The following is an 18,680-nucleotide window of genomic DNA, read 5'->3' as shown; positions in this document are numbered from 1 at the left end:
ATCGTCGCGGGGCCCCGCGTCGGGGCGGGCTCCGGCGGCGCACCTGCGCCACGTCCGGTCCCGGCGCGTCGGGGGCCGGGACCGGTGGGCGCGGTGGGTCACTCGTACTCCGTGCCGCCCTTGCGGGTCAGGTAGGCCGGGCTGACCGCCTTCGCGATGGCCCGGCCGCCCGTCACCGGGCTGTAGCGCTCGGTGGACGTACGGACGACCACGCCCTCGCGCAGGTGCAGGTCGCGCCCGGACACCGTCTCCCGGCCGGTCGCGGTCTCCAGGACCTTCGCGATGTCGTACGGCCCCTCGTACAGCCTTGGCACCAGCGGCAGTTCGCCGTCCAGCAGGGCCGCCGCGTCCAGCCAGCGGACCTCGCCGTCGATCTCCGCGGACACGTCGAACACGGCGTACCCCAGGGACTCGCGGCGTCCGTCGGCGCCGTACGACAGGTCCTGCACGCCCGCCCCGTACACCTCGCCGAAGATGCCTACGCGGCGCGCGCCCAGGTGGCCGGCGAGCCGGGCCGCGGCCTCCGCGACCCCGTGCCCGCGCACGGCCCGCCAGTACAGATTGCGCGGATCCTCCTTCAGGGCGAGGGACTTGGCGCCGAAACCCTTCGAGGAGACGTACACGCGGTCCTCGTCGGCGACGTACGTCAGCAGGCAGGCCGATCCGTGCAGCTTCTCGGTCAGGACGACGGGTTCGCCGGGGGTGAAGATGTCCGGGTAGCGCTGGAGGTTCTCGATGTCGACCCAGGGCAGCAGGTCGGGCGCGGACTCGACGTCACCGTCCATCGTGGGCGGGACGGGCGGCACCCACTTGACGATGCCGAGCACCTCGGCGAAGTCGGTCCCCTCCTCGGCGGCCCGCGCCAGGTCGACGTCCGCCAGCGCCCGCGGACGGCACACGATGCCCTGCGACAGCTCACCGCGCAGCCGTACCGCCTTGACCCGGTCCGAGCCGCTCCCCGCCAGACGGCCGGTCAGACCGAGCTCCTCGATCAGCCCGGCCGGGAGGACGGACTGCTCCGGGATGTAGACGGCTCGCTCGCCGGTGCGGTAGGCGCCCTTGGCGACCACGGCCCGGTAGAGGCCGACCTGGGCCAGTTCGAGGGCGTCGGCGTTCGGATGCTCGTGGATGGTCAGCACTTCGGCGGTGACGCGCAGCGTCGACATCGGGACTCCTCGGGTTCCTCAGCTGTGTTTCATCGCCTCCCACTGTCCGGACGGGAAAGTGCTGGATCGAGCGGATTTGCTGCTGCTAGCGTGTGGCGCTTCCGCTGCGCGCCGTGCGGTACTCGGCCAGCGCGTGCGTCACCAACTGAGCGTTGGAAGCGGCCCGTTGCCCGTCAGGCAGGGTCAGGGTGTCCTCCAGGCCGATACGGGTGGACAGCCCCTGCCGCCCCGCGAGCCGCAGCACCGGCCAGGTGCCGCCGTCGACGCCGTGCAGCAGCACGGGCCGGCCGTGGTGCCGCTCCGTGCGGGTGGGGTCACCGGCACGCGAGGGGCCTGCGCCGAGATCGGCGAGCAGCGTCAGGCCCGATTCCTGCGCCTGGCGCGGCGAGTCGTCCATGACCTCGGCCAGGACACGCAGGACGCGCGGCCCGAGGGGCGACGCGGCGAAGCGCTCCGCGCCGTCCGTGCCCGACCAGATGCCCGCCTCCACGTCGATGCCACGGTCGAGGAGCGCCGCCGCCACGTCCTCGGCGCCCGGCTCGTGCCAGTTGACCGAGGCGTGGTCGGGCAGGACGGTCCAGGACCGGACCTGCTCCACGCGGGCCGCCGGATCTGGCTCGGCCCACGCGCCCGTGGTCACCCCGACCGGGACGTCCACCCGCGCCCGTATCGCCTCCAGGGTGGCCGCCAGGGCCTTCGGCGACAAAGTGTCCTGGCCGCAGGGGGACTTGGGATGGACATGGATGTCCGACGCCCCGGCCGCGACGGCCTCGGCCGCGGACCGGGCCATCTCCTCCGGCGACATCGGCACGACGGCACCGTCGGCCGACCCGCGCGCTCCGTTCAGACAGACCTGCACCATGCCTAGATGGTGCCACCCACCACCGACAACCGGACATCGACGGCCGCGCCCCGGACCGTACCCCGCGGGCGACTGCGGCGCGGTCCGGGGCGGCCTCGGACGCTCGTGGGTCGCTGGCGACCCCACGTCGTGGACGGTCGGCCGGGGCCCGACGGGATCGAGGCGCCGTCGGGCGGCCTTGCGGAGCCGTCGCGCCGCGGACGCCTCCACGACGGGGCGCGGCGGCCCTGCGGGACGGTCCAGCCGGGGCGGCGCCGCAGGGATCGGCGAGCAGCGGGCGATCCCGGGAGCGCCCTCTGCCGAGTTGGCCCCCCAGGGCCGTTGGTCCGTGGCGCCCCACCACGTGGACAGGCTCCAGGCCGGCCCCGGGTGGTCGACGGGCCGCAGGCGGCGAGCCGTTGGGCGGCGCCCGGGGGAGCGACGCGCGGCGGCGGCCCTGGGCGGCGGTCAGGTCCAGCTGGCCCCACGATCGACAGGCCGCGGCGGCCCACGGCGTCGACGGGCCTCGGGACAGCCCCCGCGGGGGCGACGGCCCTCGGCGGACCTGTCGGCCGACGGGCCGGCGGGCCAAGGGCGTTCGCGCGGGGGTGCGGCTCCGTCGACGCACCCCCGTCCTGCTCAGGCCGACATCAGCAGCCGTCCACGCCTGGACTCCGCCAGGGCCTCGGGTGTCAGAACGGGCCGTGGCACCACGATTCCGCAGCTCGTGCAGACGGGTCCCGACGACGGCTCGTGGGCCAGGTCGTACCTCCAGATGAGGCGCTCTCCGGCGCACACCGGGCAGACCGTGCCCGGCTCGCGCTCCAGCGCGGCGATCAGCCGCCGCAGCACCTCGGCCAGTGGTTCACGGGGGTGTACGCGGGGGTCGTCGCACCATGCGACGCCGAAGCCGCCCCAGGTCAGCCGGTGCCAGTCGTCGACACTGCCCGGCCTGCGCAGTCCGTCGTGCTTCTCCTTCTTGCGGCGCTGCGCGAACTGAACCTCGTAGGCGAGCCAGACGGAGCGGGCCTCCTCCAACTCCTCCAGCGCGGCCACGAGCCGCGCCGGATCGGGGGACCGGTCCTCCGGACCGAACCCGGCCCGGGAGCACAGATGGTCCCAGGTCGCCCGGTGCCCATAAGGGGCGAACCTCTCAAGGCACTTGCGCAGCGAGTACCGCCGCAGTGCCAGATCGCACCTCGGATCCCGCACCTGTCTCGCCAGACTCCGGAAACCCGCCATCGCCCTGCACCTCCGTCACACCTGCACCTGAACTTCGGTCACTTCGGCGTCGTCGTACGGACGTCGCCGAATAGACGTATCGACAAGCGATTCGGCTCCATCCTTTTTCCGATGACCGCCACCAGCCGACCGCCGAGTCCCTCCCGGCCTGCCTCCCACCGCTGTCAGCCGCCTGCCGGCGGCCCGGTCCGGGTGCGATGAATCCAAAAAACTGACGCATGTTCATCTTCCAACTCGGGGATACCGGCGGTAACGTCCGGCCCACCCCCGTCGGGAGGAGCTGCCATGCCACGGCGCACCCCACGTACCGTCCTCGACAGACTGAGAACTCCCCGTCGATTCCCCAAGTTCCTCAAGAGCGCATCCGTATGCGTGCTCATTGCCGGTCTTTTGTCACCCCTTTCCCAGGCGGCGGCAATCGCGGCACCCTCGGCGGCCGCCTCGAACGACTACTGCGGCGGCCAGTGCTCCGACATCCTCCCGCCCGGTGAGAACGGCAACGCGACCCTCGTCGAGATCCTGCTCAACCAGGCATTCGGTACCCAGCCGGGCCACGCGGAGGACCAGCTCGCCCCCTACGGCAACCTGGCCAAGGGCTACTCCGGGCTCACCGACGCCAAGATCAACGACTTCTTCAACGACGCGTCCTTCGGCGTGGCTTCGGACCAGGTCGCCTCCACCACCAAGCCGCGCAGCGACGTGACGATCGTGCGGGACAAGAAGACGGGCGTCCCGCACATCACCGGCACCACCCGGTACGGCACCGAGTTCGGCGCGGGGTACGCCGCCGCCCAGGACCGGCTGTGGCTGATGGACGTCTTCCGGCACGTCGGACGCGGTCAGCTGACCTCGTTCGCCGGCGGAGCCCCGTCCAACCAGGGGCTGGAGCAGGAGTTCTGGCGCAACGCCCCCTACACCGAGGCGGATCTCCAGGCCCAGATCGACAACGCCACCGCCCAGGCCGGCGAGCGCGGCAAGCAGGCCCTCGCCGACGCCGACGCCTACATCGCCGGCATCAACGCCTACATCGACGCCTCCGACAGCGGTCGCTACTTCCCCGGCGAGTACGTCCTGACCGGGCACAAGGACTCCATCACCAACGCCGGCACCATCGACCACTTCAAGCTCACCGACCTGGTCGCGCTGGCCTCCGTCATCGGCGCGCTCTTCGGCTCCGGAGGCGGCGGCGAGGTCAACAACGCCCTCTCGCTGCTCGCCGCCCAGTCCAAGTACGGCGTGGTGGAGGGCACCAAGGTCTGGGAGTCCTTCCGGCAGCGCAACGACCCGGAGGCCGTGCTCACCGTCCACGACGGCGAGAGCTTCCCGTATGCCGTCAAACCGGCCGACGCGCAGGGCCAGGCCCTGCCCGACGCCGGTTCGGTGACCCGGGAGCCGCTCGTCTACGACCGCACCGGCAGCGCGGGGACCGCCGCCGCCACCGGCGCCTCCACGACGGCCGCCAAGACCTCCGTCAGCTCGGCGAAGCGCGGTATGTCCAACGCCCTCGTGGTGAGCGGCAAGCACACGGCGAGTGGCCACCCGATCGCCGTCTTCGGTCCGCAGACCGGCTACTTCGCGCCGCAGCTGCTCATGCTCCAGGAGATCCAGGGACCGGGCCTGAGCGCCCGCGGCGCCTCCTTCGCCGGCCTGAGCATGTACGTCGAACTCGGCCGCGGCCAGGACTACTCCTGGAGCGCCACGACGTCGGGCCAGGACATCATCGACACCTACGCCGTCGAGCTGTGCCAGGACGACTACCACTACCTGTACCACGGCACCTGCACGGCGATGGACAAGGTCGAGCGGACCAACTCCTGGAAGCCGACCGTCGCCGACGGCACCGCGGCGGGCTCGTACCGGATGCAGGTCTACCGGACCGAGTACGGCCCCGTGGAGTACCGCGCGACCGTCGGCGGGAAGAAGGTCGCGTACACCACGCTGCGCTCGTCCTTCATGCACGAGGCCGACTCGATCATCGGCTTCCAGATGCTCAACGACCCCGACTACGTGAAGAGCCCGCAGACCTTCCAGAGCGCGGTGCAGCACATCAACTACACCTTCAACTGGTTCTACGCCGACTCCTCGCACACCGCGTACTACAACAGCGGGGACAACCCGGTGCGCGCCACCGGTGTCGACGCCGACTTCCCCGTGTGGGCGCAGCCCGCGTACGAGTGGCGGAACTGGGACGCCGCGACGAACACCGCCCAGTACACTCCGGCCTCCGAGCACCCCAACTCCGTGGACCAGGACTACTACATCTCCTGGAACAACAAGCAGGCCAAGGACTACGCCGCGGCCCCCTGGGGCGAGGGCTCGGTGCATCGCGGCAACCTCCTGGAGGACCGCGTCGAGAAGCTCGTCTCCGCGGGCGGAGTGACCAGGTCCGCGCTGGTGAAGGCCATGGCCGACGCGGCCCTCGCCGACCTGCGGGCCGAGGACGTGCTGCCGAAGCTGCTGAAGGTGATCAACAGCTCGACGGTCACCGACCCCGCCGCCGCGGCGGCGGTGAGCAAGCTCTCGGCCTGGGTCACGGCCGGCGCGAAGCGCACGGAGACCTCGGCCGGATCCCACACGTACGCCGACGCCGACGCGATCCGCGTCCTGGACGCATGGTGGCCGTTGCTGGTGAAGGCGGAGTTCGAGCCGGTCCTCGGCAGCGACCTGTACGCCGCGTTCACCGGCAGCATCCCCGTCGACGAGGCGCCGTCGGCCGGACACGGACCCACCGGCTCGCACGCCGGAAGCTCCTTCCAGTACGGCTGGTGGAGCTATGTCGACAAGGACATCCGGGCCGTGCTCGGCGAGTCGGTGCAGGGCGGCCTGACGCAGAAGTACTGCGGTTCCGGCAGCCTCGGCGCCTGCCGTGACGCACTGATCAACACTCTGAAGGAAGCCGCGGGCAAGACCGCCGCCCAGGTCTACCCGGGCGACGACCAGTGCTCGGCGGGCGACCAGTGGTGCGCCGACTCGATCGTCCAGCGCACCCTCGGCGGCATCAAGCACGGCAAGATCAGCTGGCAGAACCGGCCGACCTACCAGCAGGTGGTCGAGTACACCTCGCACCGGTAGCCGGCCCGGCACGAGGACGCCGGCGGCCCGGGGGCCGCCGGCGTCCTCGCGGGCGGCGGGTCAGCGGACGCGGCCCGCCGCCAGCACCAGCCGCGCCAGCTCCCGGTGGCAGATGTCGCTGTGGGCCCCGGAGGGCGCACCACCGCGCCGCACCACGGCCGCTGCGTCCACGTTCACGCAGCCGGAGGCGGGCAGTTGCGTGCGCAGGGCCTCGGCCAGCGCGTACTTCTTCGTCCCCGGCACCGCCTGCACCCCGTCGTGCCCCATCGCACCCCACTTGGCGCCCAGCAGCCGGTCGAGGCCGAACTCCGCCGTGGCCGTGCGGGAGTCGCCCGCCATCCGCGAGGCCAGCGGATAGATCTTCCCGAGCGCCGAGTCGAAGTGGGAGTAGCAGCACACCAGGGGGCCGTCGATGCGGTGGTGCTGGCCGTCGAGAACCCCGCTCGCCCGCGGGTCGTGCGGCAGCCGTGCGGCGAACGCGTAGTGCGAGAAGGCCCCTTGGAGCAGGGTCACCGACTTCACGGAACGCACGCCTTGCGGCAGCCCCCGCAGGGCGAAGGAGACCAGCCGCCCGCCGAAGCTGTGCCCGACGAGATGGACACGCACGTCCGGGGCCGTCTGCGCGAGTTGGCCCACGGCCCGCCCGAGTCCCCGCTCGCCGACCGTCCCCGCGCGCCGTTTCATCGCGTAGTACGTGGCCTGGCGCAGCAGTTCGTGAGCACCGTCCCACAGTCCGGGCAGCGCAAAGGCCTCACCGGCTCCGGGCCCGGCGAGCGCCCGCGCGAACTCGTCGCACATCGCCGCCGTGTCCCCGAAGAGCATCAGCGGATCGCCCTCCGGCACACCCTCCGCCAGTGTGTCCGCGGCGAAGGACGTCTGCGGCCCCTGCGGCCGGACCTCGACGAGCAGCCGCACGAGACGGCCGAACTCCTCCAGCGAGGCGCCCTCGTCCGGCCTCTGGTCCAGCAGCCGCGCGATCTGCTCGACCAACGTCGCCCGCCCGGGGAAGACCTCCAGGAGCGCGTGCCGGGTGTTCTTGTCTAGCACCGGCTGCGCGGTCGCCGTGTCCTGCGCGGCCACCGGCCGGGGGAAGTCGGGAATCGGCTCGTCCGAGAACCGCATCGACGGCCACACGACGCCCACGTACCCCAGGCGCGCGTTCGGGGCGAGTCCGGGGACGGGTTCGAAGAACCGGCTGTAGAGGCGGGTCGCACCAGAGCGGTCGTTGTTCCAGCCGTGCGCGAACACGATCAGATCGCGGACCCCCCGCCGGGGCACCTCCGCGAGCAGCCGGCCGAGCTCTGGGCCGTCGGCGTCCCCGTCCGCGTCGAAGGTGAGTTCCCAGTAAGGAGAGACACTCACTTGCGGATCGGCCATGACAGACCCCCTCGTCCCCCGTGGGCGGTGCGACATGGGCGCATCGTCCTACCGGAGCACGAGGTTGGCCATACGTCACGGCTCACTCACTCGTAGAGGAGATACTCCTTGCGCATCTGCCGGAAGGCCTTCAGCTCGTCCTGCCAGGCCGCCACGACCTCGTCGGCCGTCGCCCCGGTGTCGATCTTCGTGCGCACCAGGGTCGAGCCCGTGAGCTTGTCGATCCAGTTGTCGGAGCGCCAGGCGAAGCCGCTCCAGACCTGCTTGGCCGTCACGAGCAGTGCGATGCCGGTGCGTACGGGGTCGAAGGCGGCCCGGTCGTGCACATGGATCTGCACGCCCCCGATGGTCTTGCCCTGGAACTTGGAGAACGTGGGGGCGAAGTACGCCTCCCTGAAGTGCACGCCGGGCAGCCCGAGCCGTTCCGCCTTCGCGGCCCACCGCCCGTCGACACCCTCGGCGCCGAGCAGCTCGAACGGGCGGGTGGTGCCCCGCCCCTCCGACAGGTTGGTGCCCTCGAAGAGACAGGACCCCGAGTAGACCAGGGCGGTGTCGGGCGTCGGCATGTTCGGGCTCGGCGGCACCCAGGGCAGCCCGGAGGCGTCGTAGAAGTCCGAGCGCTTCCAGCCGGACATCAGGACCGTGTCCAGCTTCACCGGCTTCGTCAGGAACTCCTTGTTGAACAGCCGCGCCAGCTCCGCCACGGTCATCCCGTGCGCCTGGGAGACGGGCTGCCGTCCGACGAAGGTCGCGAACTCCTTGTGCAGGACGGGCCCGAGCGCGTTCCGTCCCGTCACCGGGTTCGGCCGGTCCAGCACCACGAAGCGCTTGCCGGCGAGCTGCGCCGCCTCCATGCAGTCGTACAGCGTCCAGATGTACGTGTAGAAGCGGGCGCCCACGTCCTGGATGTCGAAGACCACGGTGTCCACACCGGAGGCGGTGAAGACGTCGGCGAGCGGCTGCCCGCTCTTCTGGTACGTGTCGTAGACGGGGAGCCCGGTCGCCGGGTCGTCGTAGCGGCCCTCGGAACCACCGGCCTGCGCGGTGCCGCGGAAGCCGTGCTCGGGGCCGAAGACGGCGACCACGTTCACGCGTGCGTCGGCGTGCATGACGTCGACGATGTGCCGGACGTCGCGGGTGACGCCCGTCGGGTTGGTGACCACGCCGACCCGCTCGCCGTCCAGCAGGGCATAGCCGTCCTCTTCGAGGCGCTCGAAGCCGGTGCGCAGCTTGATGCGGCGGCCCGGGGCCGCCGCGGCCGGTACCGGAGCGAGGGCCGCCGCGGCGGTGCCGGCGGCGAGGACGGCCCGTCTGGACAGGGGGGTCCCCCCACGTCGTGCGGAGCCGGAAGCGTCGGGGCGCATGGTGTGACCTCCGTGATCGCGGAAGCTGGCATGGGCACGCTACGCGCTCCGCGGGGCGATCCGGAATACCGCGGGCGCGGCCCGGACCGCGGTACGCGTGCCGCCCGGCGAGGGCGCCACCGGGCTGTGACGGTGCCGCCGGGTGGCGACGGTGCCGTCGGGTCGTGACGGTGCCGCCGCCCCGCGACGGTGTGCCGGGCCCGTGTCCCGTCCCGCACCGCGGTGCCGTCCGGGCGAGGCCGCGCATGTCGCACCCGGATCACTACACACTGCCCGGGATCCACGGACGGCGCCCGTCGTACCGCGCGGGATTCGCCCGCCCGGGGTTCCGCAGGCGTCCCGGGGCGCGTGGCGCCGTCGGGGATGCCCGGCGGGAGGCGCGGTACGTCGGGATCGGTGGCCGGGAGCGCCGCCTTGCCGCGGGGGAGCCGCACAGATCACACCGCCCGGGCCTCCCGCGACGCCGGACACCTCTTCCCCCGCAACATACCGACTGGTTAGTCTGGCGCTGCAGCAGAGCCGATTCGCGTCGAAGGAGACCGATGGTGGAAGCCGTGCAGGATGCCCGAGTGGTCGTCACCGGAGCGGGAGGCGGTATCGGAGCCGCCCTGGCCCGGCGCTTCGCCGCCGAGGGGGCCAGGGTCGTCGTGAACGACCTGGACGCCGCCAAGGCCCGGGCCGTGGCCGACGAGATCGGCGCTGTCGCGGTCCCGGGCGACGCGTCCACGATCGTCGCCGAGGCGCGCGACGCCCTCGGCGGCACGATCGACGTCTACTGCGCCAACGCCGGTCTCGCCTCCGCCGGCACCGAGGCCGCCGGCGAGAAGGTCTGGGAACTCGCCTGGGACGTCAATGTGATGGCCCACGTACGCGCCGCCCAGGAGCTGCTCCCGGCCTGGCTGGAGCGCGGCAGCGGCCGGTTCGTCTCCACCGTCTCCGCCGCCGGACTGCTCACCATGATCGGCGCCGCGCCCTACAGCGTCACCAAGCACGGCGCGTACGCCTTCGCCGAATGGCTCTCCCTGACGTACCGCCACCGCGGCCTCAAGGTCCACGCGATCTGTCCGCAGGGCGTGCGCACCGACATGCTCGACGCCACGGGAAGCGCCGGTGACCTGGTGCTCCAGCCCACCGCCATCGAGCCCGAGGACGTCGCCGACGCGCTCTTCAAGGGCATCGAGGAGGACCGGTTTCTGATCCTGCCGCACCCCGAGGTCGCCGGGTTCTACGCGGCACGGGCCGCGGACCCCGACCGCTGGCTGACGAACATGAACCACATCCAGCAGAAGTGGGAGGCGGGCCGGTGACCACTTCCCTCTACGCCGCCCAGCCGTGGCTGGCGCTGCTCGACGAGGCCCAGCGTGCCCCCGTCAGCCCGCCCGACACCCTGGTGCACGCGGTCCGCGAGGCCGTGGCGCGCACCCCCGACCGCATCGCGCTCGCCTACTTCGACGGCCGGCTCAGCTACCGCGAGATCGACGCGCTGAGCGACTCCGTCGCCGGGCACCTCGCCGCCGGCGGCCTGGAGCGCGGCGACCGGGTCGCGATCCTGCTCCAGAACTCCCCGCAGTTCGTGGTCGCCCTGCTCGGCGCCTGGAAGGCCGGAGCGACCGTCGTCCCCGTCAACCCGATGTACAAGTCGGCCGAGGTCCGGCACGTGCTCGACGACGCCGCGGTCGTCGCGCTCGTCTGCTCCGACCGGGCCTGGGACTCCTACCTGCGGGAGACGGCCGCCGACTCCTCCGTGCGCCTCGTCCTGACGGCGTGCGAGCTGGACCTCCAGACGCGCAACGACACCCGCGTACTGAACTTCGGGCGGCTGCCCGCCGCCGCGGGCACCACCGACCTCGTGGCCGCCGCCCGGCAGGGCCACCCGGCACCCGGCGGCCGTGACCTCGGGCCCGCCGACATCGCCCTGATCAGCTACACCTCCGGCACGAGCGGCACCCCCAAGGGAGCCACCAACACGCACGGCAACATCATGTACAACGCCGAGCGGCAGCGGACCGGCCTCGGCCTGCCCGAGTCGCCCGTGTACTTCGCGATGGCGCCCCTGTTCCACATCACCGGTATGGTCTGCCAGCTCGCCGCCTGCCTCAACAGCCGTGGCACTCTCGTCCTCGCCTACCGTTTCGAGCCGGGGGTCGTCCTCGACGCGTTCGCCGAGCACGCGCCCCACTACACCGTCGGCCCGTCGACCGCCTTCATGGCCCTGGCCGCGCACCCGGCGGTCACCCCCGGGCACTTCGCCTCCTTCACGGTCATCTCCTCCGGCGGCGCCCCGCTGCCGCCCGCCCTCGTGGAGAAGTTCCGCGCCGGCTTCGGACCGTACATCCGCAACGGCTACGGCCTCACCGAGTGCACCGCGCCCTGCGCCTCCGTGCCACCGAGCCGCGAAGCGCCGGTCGACCCGGTCTCGGGGACGCTCGCGGTGGGTGTGCCCGGCCCCGACACCGTCGTCCGTATCGTCGACGACCTCGGGCAGGAGGTGCCGTTCGGGGAGCAGGGCGAGATCGTCGTACGGGGACCGCAGGTCGTCCCCGGCTACTGGCACCGCCCCGAGGCCACCGCCGAGACCTTCCCGGACGGCGAGCTGCGCACCGGCGACATCGGCTTCATGGACGCCGACGGCTGGCTGTACGTGGTCGACCGCAAGAAGGACATGATCAACGCGTCCGGTTTCAAGGTGTGGCCCCGAGAGGTCGAGGACGTCCTCTACACCCATCCGGCGGTCCGCGAGGCGGCCGTGGTGGGGGTGCCGGACGGCTACCGCGGCGAGACCGTCAAGGCTTACATCAGCCTGCGTCCGGGCGCCGAGGAGGACCCCGACGCGCTCGCCGCGTACTGCAAGGAGAGACTGGCCGCCTACAAATACCCGCGGGAGGTGGAGATCCTCCCCGACCTGCCGAAGACGGCAAGTGGGAAGATCCTCCGCCGGGAACTGCGTTCCCGCTCCCATGAGTCCCAGTAGACGACAACGCGAAGACAACCCTCGGAAGGCAGGTGGCGGCAGTGCCCAGAACGACGGACGGTGACGGCACGCCCGTCCCGCAGCGGCTCTTGGCCGCCGCCACCCGGCTCTTCGCGGAGCAGGGTTACGACCGGACCTCCGTGCAGGAGATCGTGGAGGCGGCCGGCGTCACCAAGGGGGCGCTGTACCACTACTTCGGATCCAAGGACGACCTCCTGCACGAGGTCTACGCGCGCGTGCTGCGCATCCAGCAGGAGCGGCTGGACGCCTTCGCCGACGCGGACGCGCCCGTCGAGGAGCGGTTGCGCGGTGCCGCGGCCGATGTCGTCGTCACGACGATCGACAACCTCGACGACGCGTCGATCTTCTTCCGCTCCATGCACCACCTCAGCCCCGAGAAGCACAAGCAGGTGCGTGCGGAACGGAGGCGCTACCACGAGCGCTTCCGCGCGCTGATCGAGGAGGGCCAGAAGAAGGGCGTCTTCTCCACGGCCACGCCCGCGGACCTGGTCGTCGACTACCACTTCGGCTCCGTGCACCACCTGTCCACGTGGTACCGCCCCGACGGCCCGCTCACCCCCCAGCAGGTCGCCGACCATCTGGCCGACCTGCTCCTGCGCGCCCTGCGCCCGTAGCCGGGCCCGTCGCCGGAGGGGCTGCATCGCCACGCGCCGCCCGGCGCGTGGCGATGCAGCCCCTCCCGGCGTTCGACGAGCGGGATCCGGGGCGAAGCCCCCCGAGGGGCACGGACACGGGCGGAGGGGGCGAGAACCCCGTGGGACACGCCCCCTCCGCCCCCGCGGAGCCCGGTGTCACAGGTACTGCTTGATCTCCCGCCGCGCCAGCGACCGCTGGTGCACCTCGTCCGGGCCGTCGGCCAGCTTCAGCGTGCGCGCGCTCGCCCACAGCTCCGCCAGCGGGAAGTCCTGACTGACGCCCCCGGCCCCGTGCAACTGCACGGCCTTGTCGAGGATGTCGACCACGGTACGAGGCGTGGCGATCTTGATGGCCTGGATCTCGGTGTGCGCACCCTTGTTGCCGACCGTGTCCATCATCCACGCGGTCTTCAGCACCAGCAGCCGCAGCTGCTCCACGGCGACCCGGGCGTCGGCGATCCAGTTCTGCACGACGCCCTGCTGGGCGAGCGGCTTGCCGAACGCCGTACGGGACACGGCCCGACGGCACATCAGCTCGATCGCGCGCTCGGCCATGCCGATCAGGCGCATGCAGTGGTGGATCCGGCCCGGCCCGAGCCGGGCCTGGGCGATGGCGAAGCCGCCGCCCTCCTCGCCGACCAGGTTGCCGACGGGCACCCGCACCTGGTCGAAGACGACCTCGGCGTGGCCTCCGTGCGAGTGGTCCTCGTAGCCGTACACCTGCATGGCGCGCCGGACCTCGACGCCCGGGGTGTCGCGCGGTACCAGCACCATCGACTGCTGACGGCGGATGTCGGACCCCTCGGGGTCCGTCTTGCCCATCACGATGAAGATCTTGCAGTCCGGGTTCATCGCCCCGGAGATGTACCACTTGCGGCCGGTGACGACGTACTCGTCGCCGTCCCGCCGGATGTGCGTGGTGATGTTCGTGGCGTCGGAGGAGGCCACCTCCGGCTCGGTCATCGCGAACGCCGAGCGGATCTCCCCGGCGAGCAGCGGCTCCAGCCACTGCTTCTTCTGCTGCTCGTCGCCGAACTGCGCGAGCACCTCCATGTTCCCGGTGTCGGGCGCGGCGCAGTTCAGCGCGGTCGGCGCCAGGTGCGGGCTGCGGCCGGTGATCTCGGCGAGCGGCGCGTACTGGAGGTTGGTCAGCCCGGCGCCGTACTCCGAGTCGGGCAGGAAGAGGTTCCACAGGCCCTGCCTGCGGGCCTCGGCCTTCAGCTCCCCGACGACGGCCGGGGTGTCCCAGGGCGACGCCAGCCGGGCGCGCTGTTCCTCGGCGACGGGCTCCGCCGGATAGACGTACTCGTCCATGAAGGCGAGCAGCTTGGCGCGCAGCTCCTCGGTGCGTGCGTCGAATGCGAAGTCCATGGCGGATCAGCCTTCCTGAAGGGTGGTCAGGCCGTGCTCGATGAAGAAGGGCACCAGCTCGCCGATGCGGTCGAAGCCGGCGCCGACCGTCTGGCCGAGCGTGTAGCGGTAGTGGATGCCCTCCAGGATCACGGCGAGCTTGAACCAGGCGAAGGCCGTGTACCAGGAGACGGCGGACACGTCGCGCCCCGAGCGTGCGGCGTACCGCTCGACGAGCTCGGCCGGGTCGGGGTGCCCGGCGGCCGAGGCGGTCGTGCTGATGGGGGAGTTCGGCAGGTCCAGCGGCGCGCTGTACATCACCAGCAGGCCGAGGTCGGTGAGCGGATCGCCGAGCGTGGACATCTCCCAGTCGAGGATGGCCTTGATGCGGTCGTCGGTGCCGATCAGCACGTTGTCGAGCCGGTAGTCGCCGTGCACCACGGCGGGCGCGGGGGAGTGCGGCAGCTCGCGTCCCAGGGCGGCGTGCAGCTCCTCGATCCCCGCGAGCTCACGGTTCCTGGACGCGTCCAGCTGCTTGCCCCAGCGGCGCAACTGCCGGTCGAGGAAGCCCTCGGGGCGGCCGAAGTCGCCGAGGCCCACTTCCTCCGGGTCGACCGCGTGCAGCTCGACCAGTGTGTCCACCAGCCCGAGCACGGCGTCACGGGTGCGCTGCGCGCCGAGCGGGGCGAGCTGCTGCGCCGTGCGGTACGGCGTTCCCTCCACGAACTCCATGACGTAGAACGGCGCCCCGAGCACCGACTCGTCCTCGCACAGCAGCACCGGGGCGGGTACCGGCACGGCCGTCGGGTGCAGGGCGCTGATCACCCGGTGCTCGCGCTTCATGTCGTGCGCGGTGGCCAGCACATGGCCCAGCGGAGGCCGTCGGACGACCCACTGCGCGGTGCCGTCGGTGACCGCGTAGGTGAGGTTGGACCGTCCGCCTTCGATCAGCCGGCCGGTCAGGGGGCCGTGCACCAGTCCCGGGCGCTCACGGTCGAGCAGGCCCCGCAGCTGGTCGAGATCGAGACCTGGCGGGTGGTCTGGGCTCATCATTGCTCCTACGCACGTGGACACCGGATGTCGACCATGATGCCGACCGGTCGGTATGTCGTCCAGTGGGTGCGCGAAACGTGATCGGCGTCTCCCCGGTGTCGCGCGGAACGTGCGGGCCGCGCGGCCGAGGGGAGACGCCGTGAGGGTACGCCGGTCGGTGCCGGGGGCGACGGCTCAGTGGTCGTCCCAGTGCCCGTCGTGCCGAGCGTGCCGGTGGCCGTCGTGCAGGTAGTCGAGGTGGTCGCCGTGCGCGACGGCCGTGTGCCCGCAGCCCTCGCCGTGCTGGTGTCCGTGCTCCTCGTGCGCGACGTGGCCGCTCGGCTCGCACTCGTCCCAGTGTCCGGAGTGCTCGCGGTGCAGGTGTCCGTCGTGCGCGTACTCGACGTGGTCCCCGTGCCGCACCTGGGGGTGACCGCAGTCCGGGCCGTGGGTGTGCTCGTGGGTCGGGTGCTCCTGGTGAAGGGTGGTCATGCTGCTCACCTTCGGAAGTGGCGTGGAATGACGGCTCAGGCTAGCGCCGCGAAACTGGGCAATCGCGGCTTTTCCGGCACGCGTGCCGTCCGTGTACCCCGGAGGGCCGAGACCGTCACCCGCCCGCGGAGCCCACCCGTCCCACGGGCCGGGCCGCCGGACGGGCCGTCCCCGCCGTTGACTCGCCCCCGTCGTCGGGGGCCGACGAGAGGGGCGACCGACGGGCCGATCGGCAGGTCGGTCGGGGCGGCGGGCCCGGGGCGCGCGGAGGGAGCGGCCCCGAAGCACCGGCGGGGCTGTTCCTCAGAACACGAGCGCCACCGCGCACACGGCCAGCGCCACCGTGCACAGGACCGCCGCGGTCGCGTACCGGGACGTGAGTGCCGCCGGGCCGCTCGGGCCGGCCGTCGACAGGGTCCGGATGCGGTGATGGGCCAGCGCCAGGAAGCCCAGCCACAGCGCGCAGCACAGCGCACAGGCCAGCAGGCCGGCCACCGAGCGGCCTCCGTGCAGCGCCGTCTTCATGGCGAGCAGGGCGGCGACCGTGCTCGACAGGGTCGTACGGCGCCAGGCGAGGCGGGTGCGCTCCGGCTGGAGGCCCGGGTCCCGCTCGTCCTGGGCCTGCGATGTCACCCCGCCCACCCGGCGAGCACCACGAGCACCATCGCGAGCGCGACGACGGCGACGGCGATGCTCAGCAGCGCGGGGAAGCGCGACACCGGCAGGTCCTCGCCGCGGCGCATGGCGCGCTCGCAGCGCACCCAGTGGTTGACGGCGCGTAGCGAGCAGAGCACGCCCGCGCCCAGCAGGGCGAGCGCGAGGCCGACGCGCCAGGCCCAGCGCAGGTCCGGCAGGAACTGGTCCACCGCGAAGCCGCCGCCGATCAGCGCGAGCGCCGTGCGCAGCCAGGCGAGGAAGGTCCGCTCGTTCGCCAGCGAGAACCGGTAGTCCGGCGTCCCGCCCTCCTGGCGGATCTCCTGGGGCGCGAACCACAGCCGGACATTCCGCACGAGTTCGATCACGCCCAGGACCCTACCGGTCCGGTGCGGGGCGCATCCCGGGCCCTCTGGGCGAGGCCCGGCTCCTCTGCGCCAGGCCCGGCCCCTCTGCCCGAGGCGGTCCGCTGCCGGGCCCCTCCGTGCGAGCCCGGCCCGTCCGTGCGAGCCCGGCCCGTCCGTCCTAGTCCGGCGCCTTTGCGCCTAGTCCGGCGCCTTTGCGCGAGGCGGTCCGCTGCGCGGCCCCTCCGTGCGAGCCCGGCCCCTCCGTCCGAGCCCGGCGCCTTTGCGCGAGGCGGTCTGCGGCAAGGCCCTCGGTCCGCCCGGCCCGGTTCCTCGGCCCGGCCCTCGGTCCGCCCGGCCCAGGTCCCTCAGTCCGCCGCGCGGTGCTCCTTGAGCCGCTCGTAGGCGGCCAGGCCGTCCGGGACCCACGTCCAGTCCGTCAGACGGCTCTCCAGCTCCTCGTCGGAGAGGAAGTCGTGCCAGGCGACCTCTTCCGCCTGCGGGTTCACCGGCAGTTCGCAGCGGACCTCGTACACCGCCGACCACCAGCTCTGCCCGGCGCCGTCGTCGTACAGGAACTTGAACAGCGGCACGGGCCGGGGGAGCCCCTGGACGCCGAGCTCCTCCTCCGCCTCGCGCAGCGCGGCGCCGTCGTAGGACTCGCCCGCGCCGACGACCCCGCCGACGAACATGTCGTAGAAGGAGGGGAAGACCAGCTTCGTGGGTGTGCGGCGATGGACGAAGACACGGCCCTCGGCGTCCCGCGCCAGGACGAACACGGCCCGGTGGCGCAGCCCGCGCGCGTACGCCTCCCCTCGCCGGGACTGCCCGATGACCTGGTCGTTCTCGTCCACGATGTCGAGGATCTCGTCGGCGGCGCTCATGCCCCCATCCAAGCAGTCCCGGGCGACGCGCGGGCCGTGTGCCCGTCGCACGGTGCTGACGTCCCGTGCCCCGCGCGGTCCGTGTCGTCCGGACCGGCCGTCCCGCTCCTGCCCGGGCGGCGTCGTCCGGAGCGTGCTCCTCAACGCGGCTGGAGGTCCCGAGACCGCTCCGTCTCCGTGGTGCCGGCGGGCATCGCCGGGTGCAGCCCCAGCAGCACGATGCCCACCACGACGGCGGCGAGGCCCGCGGCCTCCCACGCGAGCGCCCCGGCGTCCATGCGCAGCCGGTCCCCGAGGAAGCCCACCCCGCAGACGATGCCGGCGATCGGCTGGGCCGCGGTGAGTGCGGGCAGCGACATCCGCAGCGGCGCGGTCTCGAAGGCACTCTGAACCAGGATCAGACCGGTCACACCGAGGACCAGCACCACGTAGGGCTGCCAGCCGGTGAGCAGTTCGCCCCAGCCGCCGTCGCCGAACCGCTGTCCGCTGACCCGGGTCAGCGCGTCCTGGACGCCGTAAAGCAGTCCGGCGGCGAGGGCGAGCAGCATCGGAGCCGCGCTCAGCCGGGACCGCTTGGCGTACGTGGTGAGGAGCAGCGCGAGGCCGATCACGATCCCGATGATCAGCCAGTGGCGCAGCGGATCGGTGACGGCGTCGCCGCCCTCCGGTTGTCCGGCGACGATGAACGCGGTGACTCCGCCCGCGAGCAGCGCGAGCCCGGCCCATCCCTGCCGTCCCAGCGGCTGTTTCGTCCGGTGACGGGAGAGGGCGAGTGCGAAGAGGAGGTTCGTCGCGAGGAGCGGTTCCACGAGGGAGAGCTCGCCCTTGCCCAGGGCGATCGCACCGAGGACCAGGCCGCAGACCATGAGCCCTATGCCGCCGAGCCAGCGCGGGACGCGAAGCAGGTCGAGCAGCAGCCGGGGGGAGAGGAAGTCGCTGAGCGGCGCGTGCGAGGCCGCGTCCTGCTGGAGCACGAAGCCGAAGCCGAGACAGCAGGCCGCGCTCACGGCAAGGATCAGAACGAGAACCGACACGCTGAGTACCTCTTGACGTCAGGCGGGCCACGGTTGCGTTCCCGCCGACTGTAGTGCCATGGGCCGGGGCCTGCCCCCGGGAGTACCCGTAATCAGGCAGTTGACTCGGTCACTCTTCTTGCCGAAGGATCTGACCGACCAGTAACAAGCTGTGGTCGACGGCGACGTCGACCTCCACCAATGTCTCATCAACCAACGACG

16 protein-coding genes are annotated in these 18,680 nt (G+C 72.2%); 4 read left to right on the top strand and 12 right to left on the bottom strand.

What is annotated here, in order from left to right:
• Positions 1-98: 98 nt before the first annotated feature.
• From H305_RS0118465 to H305_RS0118455, 3 genes are all read right to left on the bottom strand, one after another.
• A complete protein-coding gene (locus H305_RS0118465; RefSeq protein ID WP_028801678.1) occupies positions 99-1,166 on the bottom strand; it encodes an RNA ligase (ATP) in 1,068 nt (355 codons plus the stop codon).
• A gap of 85 nt (positions 1,167-1,251) precedes the next feature.
• Positions 1,252-2,028, bottom strand: a complete 777-nt coding sequence (locus H305_RS0118460; RefSeq protein WP_028801677.1) for a 3-keto-5-aminohexanoate cleavage protein — start codon at positions 2,026-2,028, stop codon at positions 1,252-1,254.
• Between the two features lie 618 nt (positions 2,029-2,646).
• Complete coding sequence (locus H305_RS0118455; RefSeq protein ID WP_028801676.1) at positions 2,647-3,249, bottom strand: hypothetical protein; 603 nt, start codon at positions 3,247-3,249, stop codon at positions 2,647-2,649.
• Between the two features lie 285 nt (positions 3,250-3,534).
• Here H305_RS0118455 and H305_RS0118450 point away from each other — a divergent pair, with 285 nt between their 5' ends.
• The gene (locus H305_RS0118450; protein WP_028801675.1) at positions 3,535-6,321 is read left to right on the top strand and encodes a penicillin acylase family protein; all 2,787 of its coding nucleotides are present in this window, start codon (positions 3,535-3,537) and stop codon (positions 6,319-6,321) included.
• A gap of 60 nt (positions 6,322-6,381) precedes the next feature.
• On the opposite strand, the gene H305_RS0118445 is transcribed toward H305_RS0118450, so the two are convergent.
• Both H305_RS0118445 and H305_RS0118440 read right to left on the bottom strand, forming a co-directional pair.
• Positions 6,382-7,698, bottom strand: coding sequence for a hypothetical protein (locus tag H305_RS0118445; protein WP_028801674.1), 1,317 nt, complete (start codon positions 7,696-7,698; stop codon positions 6,382-6,384).
• A gap of 86 nt (positions 7,699-7,784) precedes the next feature.
• A complete protein-coding gene (locus H305_RS0118440; protein ID WP_051370713.1) occupies positions 7,785-9,062 on the bottom strand; it encodes an exo-beta-N-acetylmuramidase NamZ domain-containing protein in 1,278 nt (425 codons plus the stop codon).
• Positions 9,063-9,604: 542 nt separating this feature from the next.
• Between H305_RS0118440 and H305_RS0118435 the strand changes: the two genes are divergently transcribed.
• From H305_RS0118435 to H305_RS0118425, 3 genes are read left to right on the top strand one after another with little or no spacing between them, the layout of a single operon-like run.
• The gene (locus tag H305_RS0118435) at positions 9,605-10,369 is read left to right on the top strand and encodes an SDR family oxidoreductase (protein WP_028801672.1); all 765 of its coding nucleotides are present in this window, start codon (positions 9,605-9,607) and stop codon (positions 10,367-10,369) included.
• Positions 10,366-12,033 carry a class I adenylate-forming enzyme family protein gene (locus tag H305_RS0118430; protein ID WP_028801671.1) on the top strand — a complete coding sequence of 556 codons (1,668 nt, stop codon included), beginning with the start codon at positions 10,366-10,368 and terminating at the stop codon, positions 12,031-12,033. Before H305_RS0118435 ends, H305_RS0118430 begins: the two co-directional genes overlap by 4 nt.
• Before the next feature lie 41 nt (positions 12,034-12,074).
• Positions 12,075-12,668 (top strand): TetR/AcrR family transcriptional regulator, encoded by a 594-nt coding sequence (locus H305_RS0118425; protein ID WP_028801670.1) that lies wholly within the window; start codon positions 12,075-12,077, stop codon positions 12,666-12,668.
• 177 nt (positions 12,669-12,845) lie between these two features.
• On the opposite strand, the gene H305_RS0118420 is transcribed toward H305_RS0118425, so the two are convergent.
• The 7 genes from H305_RS0118420 to H305_RS0118390 form a co-directional block, all read right to left on the bottom strand.
• On the bottom strand, positions 12,846-14,060 hold the full coding sequence (locus H305_RS0118420; RefSeq protein WP_028801669.1) for an acyl-CoA dehydrogenase family protein: 1,215 nt from the start codon (positions 14,058-14,060) through the stop codon (positions 12,846-12,848).
• 6 nt (positions 14,061-14,066) lie between these two features.
• Positions 14,067-15,089, bottom strand: coding sequence for a phosphotransferase family protein (locus tag H305_RS0118415; protein ID WP_028801668.1), 1,023 nt, complete (start codon positions 15,087-15,089; stop codon positions 14,067-14,069).
• Positions 15,090-15,266: 177 nt separating this feature from the next.
• A complete protein-coding gene (locus tag H305_RS0118410) occupies positions 15,267-15,563 on the bottom strand; it encodes a hypothetical protein (RefSeq protein ID WP_028801667.1) in 297 nt (98 codons plus the stop codon).
• 303 nt (positions 15,564-15,866) lie between these two features.
• Positions 15,867-16,196 carry a DUF202 domain-containing protein gene (locus H305_RS0118405; protein WP_028801666.1) on the bottom strand — a complete coding sequence of 110 codons (330 nt, stop codon included), beginning with the start codon at positions 16,194-16,196 and terminating at the stop codon, positions 15,867-15,869.
• A complete protein-coding gene (locus tag H305_RS0118400; protein ID WP_028801665.1) occupies positions 16,193-16,585 on the bottom strand; it encodes a YidH family protein in 393 nt (130 codons plus the stop codon). The genes H305_RS0118405 and H305_RS0118400 overlap by 4 nt, the downstream gene beginning before the upstream one ends.
• A gap of 344 nt (positions 16,586-16,929) precedes the next feature.
• Positions 16,930-17,445, bottom strand: a complete 516-nt coding sequence (locus H305_RS0118395; RefSeq protein WP_028801664.1) for an NUDIX hydrolase — start codon at positions 17,443-17,445, stop codon at positions 16,930-16,932.
• A gap of 140 nt (positions 17,446-17,585) precedes the next feature.
• The gene (locus H305_RS0118390; protein ID WP_028801663.1) at positions 17,586-18,479 is read right to left on the bottom strand and encodes a DMT family transporter; all 894 of its coding nucleotides are present in this window, start codon (positions 18,477-18,479) and stop codon (positions 17,586-17,588) included.
• Positions 18,480-18,680: the final 201 nt, after the last annotated feature.

It is taken from the genome of Streptomyces sp. 142MFCol3.1, assembly GCF_000424945.1.
Lineage (GTDB): Bacteria > Actinomycetota > Actinomycetes > Streptomycetales > Streptomycetaceae > Streptomyces > Streptomyces siamensis.
This window is presented reverse-complemented; position numbering and strand designations above follow the sequence as displayed.

What these genes read in the sequence shown, in the direction of transcription:
- H305_RS0118465 (WP_028801678.1), bottom strand. Translation starts at nt 1,166, where the DNA reads ATGTCGACGCTGCGCGTCACCGCCGAAGTGCTGACCATCCACGAGCAT.
- H305_RS0118460 (WP_028801677.1), bottom strand. Translation starts at nt 2,028, where the DNA reads ATGGTGCAGGTCTGTCTGAACGGAGCGCGCGGGTCGGCCGACGGTGCC.
- H305_RS0118455 (WP_028801676.1), bottom strand. Translation starts at nt 3,249, where the DNA reads ATGGCGGGTTTCCGGAGTCTGGCGAGACAGGTGCGGGATCCGAGGTGC.
- H305_RS0118450 (WP_028801675.1), top strand. Translation starts at nt 3,535, where the DNA reads ATGCCACGGCGCACCCCACGTACCGTCCTCGACAGACTGAGAACTCCC.
- H305_RS0118445 (WP_028801674.1), bottom strand. Translation starts at nt 7,698, where the DNA reads ATGGCCGATCCGCAAGTGAGTGTCTCTCCTTACTGGGAACTCACCTTC.
- H305_RS0118440 (WP_051370713.1), bottom strand. Translation starts at nt 9,062, where the DNA reads ATGCGCCCCGACGCTTCCGGCTCCGCACGACGTGGGGGGACCCCCCTG.
- H305_RS0118435 (WP_028801672.1), top strand. Translation starts at nt 9,605, where the DNA reads ATGGTGGAAGCCGTGCAGGATGCCCGAGTGGTCGTCACCGGAGCGGGA.
- H305_RS0118420 (WP_028801669.1), bottom strand. Translation starts at nt 14,060, where the DNA reads ATGGACTTCGCATTCGACGCACGCACCGAGGAGCTGCGCGCCAAGCTG.
- H305_RS0118415 (WP_028801668.1), bottom strand. Translation starts at nt 15,089, where the DNA reads ATGAGCCCAGACCACCCGCCAGGTCTCGATCTCGACCAGCTGCGGGGC.
- H305_RS0118410 (WP_028801667.1), bottom strand. Translation starts at nt 15,563, where the DNA reads ATGACCACCCTTCACCAGGAGCACCCGACCCACGAGCACACCCACGGC.
- H305_RS0118395 (WP_028801664.1), bottom strand. Translation starts at nt 17,445, where the DNA reads ATGAGCGCCGCCGACGAGATCCTCGACATCGTGGACGAGAACGACCAG.